The following is an 11917-nucleotide window of genomic DNA, read 5'->3' on the forward strand; positions in this document are numbered from 1 at the left end:
GCTCTTTGATTTTCATTGATTGTTAAATCATTTTATTTTCAAAGTATATCTTTTTTAGGAACAGAAAGCAAGAAAAATTTGACTGAAAGTGTCTCAGCCGATTGGAAAGGCGCGCTTTAGGCTAGAAAACATCTTATTTTCCAGATTGAAAAAAGGCTTTCTTTCTGCTATAATCGTATAAAATACTTACTTTAGGAGTTCTTATGAAAGTTGTTAAATTTGGAGGTAGCTCTCTTGCCTCTGCTAGTCAATTAGAAAAAGTTTTAAACATCGTAAAAAGCGATCCAGAGCGTCGTTTTGTAGTTGTTTCTGCACCAGGAAAACGCAATGCTGAAGATACTAAGGTTACGGATGCCTTGATTAAATACTACCGCGACTATGTTGCTGGTAACGATATTAGCAAGAGCCAAAGCTGGATTATCGATCGCTATGCCGCTATGGTTAGTGAACTAGGTCTTAAACCAGCTGTGCTAGAAAAAATTTCTAAAAGCATTCGTGCCTTGGCCACTCTTCCTATTGAAGAAAATGAATTTCTCTACGACACTTTCCTAGCAGCCGGTGAAAATAACAATGCTAAATTGATTGCTGCCTATTTTAACCAAAATGGTATTGATGCACGCTATGTGCACCCTCGAGAAGCTGGTATTGTGGTCACAAGTGAACCTGGTCACGCTCGCATCATTCCATCAAGTTATGACAAGATTGAAGAATTGACAAATGCAAATGAAGTCCTTGTCATTCCTGGTTTCTTTGGAGTTACCAAGGAAAATCAAATCTGTACCTTCTCACGTGGAGGCTCTGACATCACTGGTTCTATCATTGCTGCAGGGGTTAAGGCCGATCTCTATGAAAATTTTACGGATGTTGATGGTATCTTTGCAGCCCACCCTGGTATTATCCACCAACCACACTCGATTCCTGAGTTAACCTACCGTGAAATGCGTGAGTTGGCCTATGCAGGATTCTCAGTTCTTCATGACGAAGCTCTTCTTCCTGCCTACCGAGGAAAAATTCCTCTAGTTATCAAGAATACCAACAACCCTGACCATCCAGGTACTCGTATCGTTCTAAAACACAGTAGTGATGAATTTCCAGTTGTGGGAATTGCTGGTGACTCAGGCTTTGTCAGCATTAATATGTCTAAATACCTTATGAACCGTGAGGTTGGATTTGGACGCAAGGTTCTGCAAATCCTTGAAGATCTTAACATCGGTTGGGAACATATGCCAACCGGTATCGACGATCTTTCAATCATCCTCCGTTCTCGCGAACTAACTCCTATCAAGGAAGAAGAAATCCTGCGTCAGTTGGTTCAAAAGGCTGAAGTAGACCATGCAGAAATCGAACACGACCTTTCAATCATTATGATTGTTGGAGAAAAAATGAAGAGTCATATCGGAGTAACTGCTACTGCAACTCGCGCTTTATCTGAAAATAAGATCAACATCCAGATGATGTCTCAAGGTTCTAGTGAAGTTTCTATCATGTTTGTTGTCAATAAAGACCAAGAGAAAGCAGCTATCAAAGCCCTCTACAATGCCTTTTTCGGTGAAAGTAAGGAAGACTAATCATGGCCCAATCGCTTAATAAAACAGTGCTTCTCAGCACGACAGGCACTTCCTACCTCTCTATAGCTGGGAAAGTTGGGAAATTCCTTGTCGGAGATCAGGCCTTGGAATTTTACCCAGATGTCAATGTCGAACAATTTATCCAGATTCCTTGGAGCCATATCAATCAGATTGGAGCCAATGTCACTGGACGAAAAATCAGTCGCCACTTCGAAGTCTTTACAGACAAAGGAAAATTCCTCTTTGCTTCAAAAGACTCAGGTGCCATTCTCAAAATTGCACGCGAAAAGCTGGGAAATGACAAGGTCGTCAAACTTCCTACCCTGATTCAGACAATTAGCCAAAAATTTAAAAATCTATTTGCAAAAAAGTAGAAACTTTAGTATAATCATAGCAACGGATAAGTAGGTTATCTTCTTCTTTCAGAAAGTCTGCGGGTGCTGCGAGCAGATAGGAGGGATAGGTGAAATTCTACCGTTGGTAACAATTACATAAACAATCAAGTGCACACCTGTGAAGTTGGATGGAACCGTGGCCCTGCCACTCCAACGCTTTGTCAGGTGTGCTTTTTTCATAAAGGAGTTCTTATGTTAGATATCAAACGTATTCGTACAGACTTTGATGCTGTCGCAGAAAAATTGGCTACACGTGGTGTAGATGCTGCTGTCTTGAATGAGATGAAAGAAATCGATGCTAAGCGTCGTGACATCTTGGTCAAAGTTGAAACTCTCAAGGCAGAACGCAACACAGTTTCTGCTGAGATTGCCCAAGCTAAGCGCAACAAGGAAAATGCAGATGACAAGATTGCTGCCATGCAAACTCTATCTGCTGAGGTCAAAGCCTTGGATGCTGAATTGGCAGACATCGATGCTAAATTGACAGAATTTACAACGACTCTTCCTAACATCCCAGCTGACAGTGTTCCTGTTGGGGCTGATGAAGATGACAATGTGGAAGTTCGCCGTTGGGGGACTCCACGCGAGTTTGACTTCGAACCTAAAGCTCACTGGGATCTTGGTGAAGACCTTGGCATCCTTGACTGGGAACGCGGTGGTAAGGTAACAGGAGCTCGCTTCCTCTTCTATAAAGGCCTCGGTGCTCGTTTGGAACGTGCTATCTACAACTTTATGTTGGATGAGCATGGAAAGGAAGGCTATACGGAAGTCATCACGCCTTACATGGTTAACCATGACTCTATGTTTGGTACTGGTCAATATCCAAAATTCAAGGAAGACACTTTTGAACTCAGCGACAGCAATTATGTCCTTATTCCTACAGCTGAAGTTCCTCTGACAAACTACTACCGTGATGAAATTCTTGACGGTAAAGACCTGCCAATCTACTTCACTGCTATGAGCCCATCATTCCGTTCTGAGGCTGGTTCAGCTGGCCGTGATACTCGTGGCTTGATTCGTTTGCACCAATTCCACAAAGTTGAAATGGTTAAATTTGCCAAGCCAGAAGAATCTTACGAAGAATTGGAAAAAATGACAGCCAACGCTGAAAATATCCTTCAAAAACTCAACCTTCCATACCGTGTCGTTGCTCTCTCTACTGGAGATATGGGCTTCTCAGCTGCCAAAACTTACGACTTAGAAGTTTGGATTCCTGCACAAAATACCTACCGTGAAATCTCAAGCTGTTCAAACACAGAAGATTTCCAAGCCCGTCGTGCCCAAATCCGTTACCGTGATGAAGCAGATGGCAAAGTTAAATTGCTCCATACCTTGAACGGTTCTGGACTTGCAGTTGGACGTACAGTGGCTGCTATTCTTGAAAACTATCAAAATGAAGATGGATCTGTGACCATCCCTGAAGTTCTTCGTCCATACATGGGTGGAGCTGAAGTTATCAAACCATAAAAAATAAGGTTTAGCTATTTCTAGCTAGACCTTTTTTCGTAACCAAATCAGATAAGCGCCTAATACAAAGAATAAAATAGTGAGGCAAATAACGGTTTCAGCCACTACCAGATAATCCAGAAATGGAAGTTTCAAGATTCCCTGAGCCATCTTAAGCGAAGTAGCTGTGATAATGGTTGGGAAGGTGAGTGCTGAGAAGGCTGGTTGAAAACCTTGTTTTAAAATATTGGGCAGGCGAGTCAAAACAAAGAAAAAGAAAGATTGAGAAGACAAGATCATGACAATCAAGAGCCAAGTCGGTAGACTGGCTCCTCCAACTCGAACTAGAGAAGCCAAGAGTAGAGAGAAGGGAGCGCAATAGATTCCTTCTTGTCCAAGCAAGGCTAGTGGGAGTGGATGTTTCTTTAAATCGCTATAAATAAGGGGATAGAGATAGAAGGTCAAGAGAAAACCAAAACTCAAGGTCGCATAGGCAATTTCGATGATGCCTACCTGAGGATAGGTCAAGGCAGCCACCGCTATCCCCACATAGAGAACCGTCCAGCTAGGAGTCGCATGAACCCTACGACCTGGACAGGCAAACTTGATGGTGAAATCAGCAATCAAGGCCAAGTCCAAGAAAAATGAAAACCACCAGAGCCCTTGCGCTACCAAAGGAAGATGAGGGAATACGCGAAAGACATAAGTTGATAAAATCATCCCAGCCATGGGAAAGGTTGCCATCCCTGATAAAAGAGGGGGCTTGGTCAATTCTTGCTTGGTTTCCTTCCAATTAAAGAGATGAAGAATCAGAAAGTAAATCCACAAAATCAAACCTGTCAGACTCAACAGATGGGACAGAACCGGCAACGTATCTAAAATAAGATTTCCAGCTCCTGCCAAACCTAGCAAACAACCTGAAAATACTAAGGGGAGTTTTTTCATCCTAACCTCCAATAATCATGTTAGTTTCAGTATATCATAAAAGTGCTTAAATGAGGACTTAATACTCATCGAAAATCTCTTCAAACCACGTCAGCTTCTATCTGCAACCTCAAAACACTGTTTTGAGCAACCTGCGGTTAGCCTCCTAGTTTGCTCTTTGACTTTCATTGAGTATTAAAAAAAAAAAACGAAGTCCGATTATTTCAGACTTCATTTTACTCAGATATGAATTAAGCATAAGGTTGCAATTCTGGGTTAATTGGGGTATTAGCTAGATTGTTGGCATAGTTACAGAGGCTTGCTAGACTGACACCAAGAACCACATCCAAGGCATTTTGTTGGCTATAACCAGCTTCTAAAAACTCAGCTAAGGCTTCATCTCCTACACGACCCTTGGTATTGATAACTGCCAAGGTAAACTTAGCTAGGGTGTCCAATTTAGGATCTGTTTCAATTGGAGTACGATTGCGAAGGGCTTGAAGCAGATCATCATTCATCTGGATTTGTTTGATTGAAAAGGCTGTGTGACCTGCAACACAGAAGGCACAACCATTGGTCACGGCTGCCGTGATTTGCACGACTTCGCGCTCAACGGGTGTCAGGCTATTGCGACGGTTGATAGCTCCGACAGTACGATAAGCCTCTAAAGCAGTCGGTGCATTAGCCAAGAGACCGATTAGGTTGGGAATATAGCCATTGTTATCTTTTTCTACTGTTTCAAGAACCTCTTTCACTTCTGCTGGCGCTGATTCTACTGTATGAATTGTAAATGTTGTCATCATAAAACCTCTTTTCATGTTGTTGAAATCTAGTCTATCACAGATTCTATACCTTGTATAATATATATTTTAAATTACACTGATAGAAATTTTTTATGAAAGCAAAAAATCACACGCGGTGTGTGATTCCATTATTTATCAAAATACTTTTTAGTTTCAGCAATAACGACTGGCGACAAGACCAAGAGGGCAATCAAGTTTGGCAGAGCCATCAAGGCGTTGACAATATCTGCGATAATCCAAACCATATCCAACTCGATAAATCCTCCCAGCAAGACCATGAGCACAAAAACCACACGGTAGAGCCAGATAAAGCGAACCCCAAAGAGGAACTCAAAACAGCGTTCTCCATAGTAGTTCCAACCTAGAATCGTTGTAAAGGCAAAGAGAACAAGGAAGATGGTTAAGAGGGCAGGTCCAAAGTGTGAAAAGACTGTTGAGAAGGCTGACTGAGTCAAAGCCACTCCATTCAAGTCACCACTCCAAACACCAGTTACCAAGATGGTCAAACCAGTCAGAGTACAGATAATGAGGGTGTCAATAAAGGTTCCTGTCATGGAAATCAAACCTTGCTCTACTGGTTCATTTGTCTTAGCCGCAGCAGCTGCAATGGGAGCAGAACCCAGACCAGATTCATTTGAGAACACACCACGCGCCACACCATTTTGAATAGCCATCCGAACGCTAGCACCAGCAAATCCACCTACCGCAGCAAGGGGATTAAAAGCTGAGGTAAAGACTAAAGCAATTGTAGAAGGAATTTTCCCGATATTAAAGAAAATAACTGTAAGAGTTCCTAAGATATAAATGATAGCCATAAAAGGCACAACAGTAGTTGAAACCTTTGAAATGGACTTGAGTCCGCCAAAGACTGCAATCGCTACAAAGACAGACAAGACGAGAGCAGTGATAGCTGGCGAAATAGTCGTTGTATTCTGGATAGATTCTGTAATCGAGTTAACTTGAGTGAAGGTTCCGATTCCCAAGAGAGCAACCAGTACTCCTGCTACTGCAAACAAAACAGCAAGTGGACGCCACTTTTTTCCCATCCCTAGAAGGATATAATGCATGGGACCTCCCGCTACTGCACCATGGTCGTCCTTGGTGCGGTATTTGATGGCCAAGAGTCCTTCCGCATACTTGGTAGCCATTCCAAAGAAAGCCGCCATCCACATCCAAAAGAGGGCTCCAGGCCCCCCCACCTTGATAGCCGTCGCAACCCCTATGATATTCCCTGTTCCAACGGTTGATGCCAAGGCTGTACACAGAGCTGCAAAACTGGATACATCCCCATGTCCCTTATCCTGGATAAAAATAAGCTGAAAGGCCTTGGGCAGACGCAAAACCTGCAAGAGTCCTAGCCGAATAGTTAGGTAAAGCCCTGTTCCGACCAATAAAATCAAGAGGGGCGGTCCCCAAGCAAAAGCATCGATTGATTTAAGCAATTCTAACATTTCCTTCTCCTATCTTTTCAACCCCAAAAGAAAGAGCACATGCAAGATACATGTACTCTGGAATGCTTAGATAAATGCTAAAAAGCGGTCTATCCTAGCTCTGTCCTTTTACCTGAGAGTTTGAGCAGTTGCCTGCCTTGCCCCTTCGGTGCCTTTACGGTCTCTCCAGAGTTCCGTCCATTTACAGTCATGGAAAATCAAACGATTCCCCACTTCTATTAAACTTCATTCGGTGTTGGTATTTAATTGATTCTTATTTTACAAAAAATGTTGGCTTTTGTCAATGTGTTTATTAGTAAAAATTAGTTCAACAGTTTTTACTTTATAAAGTCCAGAATACTGCTATCCTTTAAAAGTGACAATAGTTGCGCCACTCCCTCCAGCATTTTGTGGGGCATAGCCGAAACTCTTGACATGTTTGTTTCTTTGTAGGTATTTGGTGACACCTTCACGGATGACACCTGTTCCAATACCATGAATGATATCAACTTGAGCCATATTATTAAGCAAGGCTTGGTCGATAAAGGCATCTAGCTCATTCATGGCCTCTTCATAACGTTTGCCTCGAAGGTCCAGTCTGGCTTGTGGGCCACGACCAGAAGTTCGTTTCACGACATTGACCTGTTTCTTCTTGACTTGCTTTTCTTGCTGGGCTTGAACAAGGTCAAACTCTTTCTCTTCCAAGGTCATCTTAATCAAGCCAACTTGGGCTTCCCAACGGCCATCCTTAAGTTGACTGGTCAGGGTACCACGCTGTCCATAACTGAGAACAACGATATCATCTCCCACCTTTGGAGCACGTTTTTTCTTGGCCTTTTGAAGGACCTTGTTTTTAGACAAGTCCACTTTTTCAGGAGCCAATTTTTTCAGCTTGGCCTTGGCTTCAATGATTTCATGAGGTTTGAGCTGGGACTTACTGTGGAGATTTTTGAGAATCTGGTCACTCTCACTGAGGGCCATGGCCACAATCTCAGCAGCCTGTTCACGCGCCTTATTAAGCTCGGTTTCCTTTTCACGATTGAGTTCATTGTAGAGTTTTTTTAGCGCACGATTCATCTTGAGATTTTCTTGCTCCACCTCACGGATATTGTCCAAGCGTTTGCGACTCTCTAACGTCTGCTCTTCCAGTTGCTCAATAATCCGATTGACATCATTGTCCTGATCGACCTGCTGGCTTGCCTCCCCTACAATAACTTCAGATAAGCCTAAACGTTTAGCAATTTCAAAGGCATTGCTTCGGCCAGGAACTCCCTGCATAAAGCGATAGGTCGGGCGTAGAGTTGCAGTATTAAACTCCATGCTGGCATTTTGCACAAAGGCTGTCTCAATACCGTAGGCCTTGAGTTCCGGATAGTGGGTAGTCGCCATAGTCTTGACTTGACGCAGGCGAAGGTCCTCCAGAATAGCCATGGCAAGGGCGGCTCCCTCTTGGGGATCTGTACCAGCCCCCAACTCATCCAAGAGCAAGAGCGAATGCTGGTTGACCTTACCAAGAATATCCACAATATTGGTCATGTGGCTAGAGAAGGTAGACAAGCTCTGTTCAATAGACTGCTCATCGCCAATATCGGCAAAGATTTCTTCAAAAATACCAACACGACTTCCCTTATCTGCTAAAATCGGCAAACCTGACTGAGCCATAACCTGCGTCAATCCCAGAGTTTTAAGCATGATGGTCTTCCCGCCCGTATTGGGACCTGTAATGACAATGGCTGTTAAATCTTGGCCAAAATGGACATCATTTGCGACGGCATTTTTGACCAAAGGATGACAGACATGGAGCAGTTGAATCTCTTGATTTTCTGACAGCTGAGGAACGACTGCTTGCCTTTCTTGGATAAAGCGTACCTTGGCACGAATCAAGTCCAGATGGCCGATAATCCAAGCGTCATTAGCAATCTCAGCCGCATGAGGTCGGACACGCTCAGAAATTTCTTGAAGAATTCGAAGCATTTCATAGCGCTCATCTGCTCGCAGACTAGCAATTTCCTCGCTCAGTTTGACCACCTCACGGGGTTCGATATAGACGGTGTTTCCGCTGGCAGAAATATCATGAACAACACCTGCAATCTTATTGCGGTAGGTATTTTTAACTGGTAAAACCTGACGGCCATTTCTGCTGGCAACGATTCCTTCCGTCAACATCTGCGACTTTTGCTTGAGCAAATCTTGCAAGACATCGCGTACCTGACTCTCACTATCATGGATTTTTCGACGGATGCGCGCCAATTCTTCACTGGCAAAATTTTCAATAAAACCTGCATCATTAAAGGCTTGGAGATTTCCTTGTAATTGCGGAAAATCGTGTAATTTCTCAAACCAAAGGGCTAACTCTTCCAAGCTGACATTTTCCAGATTGGCATAAAAACTTTGCAGTTCTCGGCTAGCAAGAAGCACGCGCTTCAAGAGGAGGAACTCCTCGATATTGAGATCTGCCCCCATCTCCAACCGCTTGCAGACTCCTGCGATTTCCTTAATTGCGAGAATGGTAAAATGCGGTTGCTCGATAAAGAGAGCCTGCATTTCCTTCATCTCAGCAAAAGCCTGTTTAATTTTATCTGCCTTAGCAGTCGGAGCCAGCTGTCTCAATTGCTCCAAGCCCTGCTCGGTCAACAAATGGGGTTCAAACAAAGCCTTGACCTTATTGAACTCTAATGTTTCTAATATTTTCTTATTCATCTTTATTTCCTTGTCTTTGAATGTCTAGGTGTGGTAGCTTTTTATATTCTGATAGATTCGAGTCAAATCTGTAAACAAAGGGCTAGGAAAACTCCTGCCCTTTTTATCCGATTAAATTTGTCACCCAGATTTGTTTGAGCCAACTAGTTGTTACTGGTATGCTCTGGATGATGTGTTTTGCGACGATACTCTTTTCAAGAGGATTTTGTATAGCTGCCATGGGAATGGTTGCTAGTATGGTCAAGGCCATTTGCAAGACAAATAAGGTCACCAACATGGACAAGATCCCTGCTGAAACTTGGAACAACTTGCCACCCAGTTTTTTACTAGGAATTAAGTGTAACAAGAGACCAAGTAAACGACCGATGCTATAGACAATCCCAAATACAAGCAAGTAGCCGATACCTGCGTAAAAGACCTTATCCAACTGGAAAAGTTGATCCGATGGGAAAAAGAAAGTTCCCTGACCTTCCTGCGGATTTGCATAAGGGAGCAGCAAATGAAATTGCTCTCCAATTCCCTTGTAAAACTGGCCGGCCACAAAAGCCGATGCCATGGCTGAAATCAGGTAATAAACCTGTAAGAGCAAGCCTCTCCGATAGCCGATATAAAATCCCCAAGCCAAGACCAATAGAAGAAGGAGTGAAATCATAAGGAATCCTCAATCTTGCTCTGTTCTTGCTTGCAAGTCACAAGCTTGTGACGGAGTTCTTCTAATTCTTGCTCCTTATCATCAAATTCAATCTCACGGCTGAGCTGAGTTGATAAACAGTTGACTGCCAACAAAAGAGCGATTGTTTCATCGTCTGCACTAGGCATTTGTTCTTTAATTGCTTGGTATTTTTCTGTCGCAACCTTGGCGATTTCCTCCATAAAAAGGTTATCATGCTCGCTTGTCAAAGTTAATGATTTTTTCCCGAATGTAAATTTGAATCGATTTAGATTTGCCATAAAATTCACCTCACGATATTATACCAAAATTCGCTAATTTTGTCAGTTTTTACAAATTTGCCTGCTTTTATGGTACAATAGAAACTATGGCAAGTATAACACTCACACCAAGTGAAAAGGAGATTCAGGCTTTTCTTGAACACTATCAAACCAGTCTGGCTCCCAGCAAGAATCCCTATATCCGCTACTTTTTGAGGCTACCCCAAGCAACGGTTTCTATCTATACTTCTGGAAAGGTCTTACTTCAGGGTGAAGGGGCTGAGAAATACGCTCGTTTCTTTGGCTATCAAGCTGTAGAGCAAACCAGCGGACAAAATCTCCCTTTGATTGGGACAGATGAGGTAGGAAATGGTTCCTACTTTGGTGGACTTGCAGTTGTGGCTTCCTTTGTCACACCTGACCAGCATACCTTCTTGCGAAAACTCGGTGTAGGGGATTCCAAGACTCTGACCGACCTAAAAATCCGTCAGATTGCCCCTATCCTCAAAGAAAAAATCCAGCACCAGGCACTGCTTCTCTCACCAAGCAAGTACAACGAGGTCATCGGAGACCGCTACAATGCTGTTTCGGTTAAGGTTGCCCTCCATAATCAGGCTATCTATCTCCTCCTTCAAAAAGGCATCCAGCCCGAGAAAATTGTGATTGACGCCTTTACCAGTGCTAAAAATTATGACAAGTACTTGGCGCAAGAGGCCAATCGTTTCAGCAATCCTATTAGCCTAGAAGAAAAGGCCGAGGGCAAATACTTGGCCGTCGCAGTTTCTTCTATCATTGCGCGTGATCTCTTTCTAGAAAATCTTGAAAATCTGGGACGAGAACTGGGCTATCAACTTCCAAGTGGAGCTGGAACGGCTTCTGACAAGGTGGCTAGCCAGATTTTACAAGCCTATGGTATGCAGGGACTAAATTTCTGCGCCAAACTGCACTTTAAAAATACTGAAAAAGCGAAAAAACGCTTAGAAAGGTAAGTTATGAATTCATTTAAAAATTTCCTAAAAGAGTGGGGATTGTTCCTCCTGATTCTGTCATTACTAGCTTTAAGTCGTATCTTTTTTTGGAGCAATGTCCGCGTAGAAGGGCATTCCATGGATCCAACCCTAGCGGATGGCGAAATCCTCTTTGTTGTCAAACACCTCCCTATTGACCGTTTTGATATCGTGGTTGCCCATGAGGAAGATGGCAATAAGGACATCGTCAAGCGCGTAATTGGAATGCCTGGCGATACTATCCGTTACGAGAACGATAAACTTTACATCAATGATAAAGAAACGGACGAACCTTACCTAGCTGACTACATCAAACGTTTCAAGGATGATAAACTCCAAAGCACCTACTCAGGCAAGGGCTTTGAAGGAAATAAAGGAACTTTCTTTAGAAGTATCGCTCAAAAAGCCCAAGCCTTCACAGTCGATGTCAACTACAATACCAACTTTAGCTTCACTGTTCCAGAAGGAGAATACCTTCTCCTCGGAGATGACCGCTTGGTTTCTAGCGACAGCCGCCACGTAGGTACCTTCAAAGCAAAAGATATCACAGGGGAAGCTAAATTCCGCTTCTGGCCAATCACCCGTATCGGAACATTTTAAGAAACCTAAGAGGCCGAGAATCCCCAATCTCAGCCTCTTCTTCTATCGTGAGAATATGATTATTCACTATCCAGTTTGATTAAGATAGAAACAAAGTTATACTCAATGAAAATC

Annotated in this window: 11 protein-coding genes and 1 riboswitch; of the genes, 5 read left to right on the forward strand and 6 right to left on the reverse strand. The window is 43.0% G+C overall.

From position 1 onward, the window contains the following. Positions 1–203: 203 nt before the first annotated feature. From HT696_RS04795 to serS, 3 genes are all read left to right on the forward strand, one after another. On the forward strand, positions 204–1568 hold the full coding sequence (locus tag HT696_RS04795) for an aspartate kinase (RefSeq protein WP_173275577.1): 1365 nt from the start codon (positions 204–206) through the stop codon (positions 1566–1568). Positions 1569–1570: 2 nt separating this feature from the next. Then, on the forward strand, positions 1571–1942 hold the full coding sequence (locus tag HT696_RS04800; protein WP_000079358.1) for a DUF956 family protein: 372 nt from the start codon (positions 1571–1573) through the stop codon (positions 1940–1942). 213 nt (positions 1943–2155) lie between these two features. After that, on the forward strand, positions 2156–3430 hold the full coding sequence (serS, locus tag HT696_RS04805) for a serine--tRNA ligase (RefSeq protein ID WP_173229334.1): 1275 nt from the start codon (positions 2156–2158) through the stop codon (positions 3428–3430). 24 nt (positions 3431–3454) lie between these two features. On the opposite strand, the gene HT696_RS04810 is transcribed toward serS, so the two are convergent. The 6 genes from HT696_RS04810 to zapA form a co-directional block, all read right to left on the reverse strand. After that, the gene (locus HT696_RS04810; RefSeq protein WP_173283387.1) at positions 3455–4354 is read right to left on the reverse strand and encodes a TDT family transporter; all 900 of its coding nucleotides are present in this window, start codon (positions 4352–4354) and stop codon (positions 3455–3457) included. Positions 4355–4584: 230 nt separating this feature from the next. Then, complete coding sequence (locus HT696_RS04815) at positions 4585–5133, reverse strand: carboxymuconolactone decarboxylase family protein (protein ID WP_000206767.1); 549 nt, start codon at positions 5131–5133, stop codon at positions 4585–4587. Between the two features lie 131 nt (positions 5134–5264). Beyond that, on the reverse strand, positions 5265–6587 hold the full coding sequence (locus HT696_RS04820; protein ID WP_112444382.1) for a sodium:alanine symporter family protein: 1323 nt from the start codon (positions 6585–6587) through the stop codon (positions 5265–5267). Positions 6588–6677: 90 nt separating this feature from the next. Beyond that, a riboswitch (glycine riboswitch) is annotated at positions 6678–6766 on the reverse strand. Positions 6767–6929: 163 nt separating this feature from the next. Continuing rightward, entirely contained in the window at positions 6930–9266 is a 2337-nt protein-coding gene (locus HT696_RS04825) for an endonuclease MutS2 (protein WP_173217959.1), read from the reverse strand. A gap of 103 nt (positions 9267–9369) precedes the next feature. Continuing rightward, the gene (locus HT696_RS04830; protein ID WP_000624512.1) at positions 9370–9918 is read right to left on the reverse strand and encodes a CvpA family protein; all 549 of its coding nucleotides are present in this window, start codon (positions 9916–9918) and stop codon (positions 9370–9372) included. Further along, entirely contained in the window at positions 9915–10217 is a 303-nt protein-coding gene (gene zapA, locus HT696_RS04835; RefSeq protein WP_000002019.1) for a cell division protein ZapA, read from the reverse strand. The genes HT696_RS04830 and zapA overlap by 4 nt, the downstream gene beginning before the upstream one ends. An 86-nt stretch (positions 10218–10303) precedes the next feature. On the opposite strand from zapA, the gene rnhC reads away from it, so the two are divergent. Together rnhC and lepB are read left to right on the forward strand one after the other, a co-directional pair. Next, positions 10304–11185 carry a ribonuclease HIII gene (rnhC, locus tag HT696_RS04840; protein WP_173217963.1) on the forward strand — a complete coding sequence of 294 codons (882 nt, stop codon included), beginning with the start codon at positions 10304–10306 and terminating at the stop codon, positions 11183–11185. A gap of 3 nt (positions 11186–11188) precedes the next feature. Beyond that, entirely contained in the window at positions 11189–11803 is a 615-nt protein-coding gene (lepB, locus tag HT696_RS04845) for a signal peptidase I (protein ID WP_001083986.1), read from the forward strand. Positions 11804–11917: the final 114 nt, after the last annotated feature.

The organism is Streptococcus sp. 9903, assembly GCF_013276625.1.
GTDB lineage: Bacteria > Bacillota > Bacilli > Lactobacillales > Streptococcaceae > Streptococcus.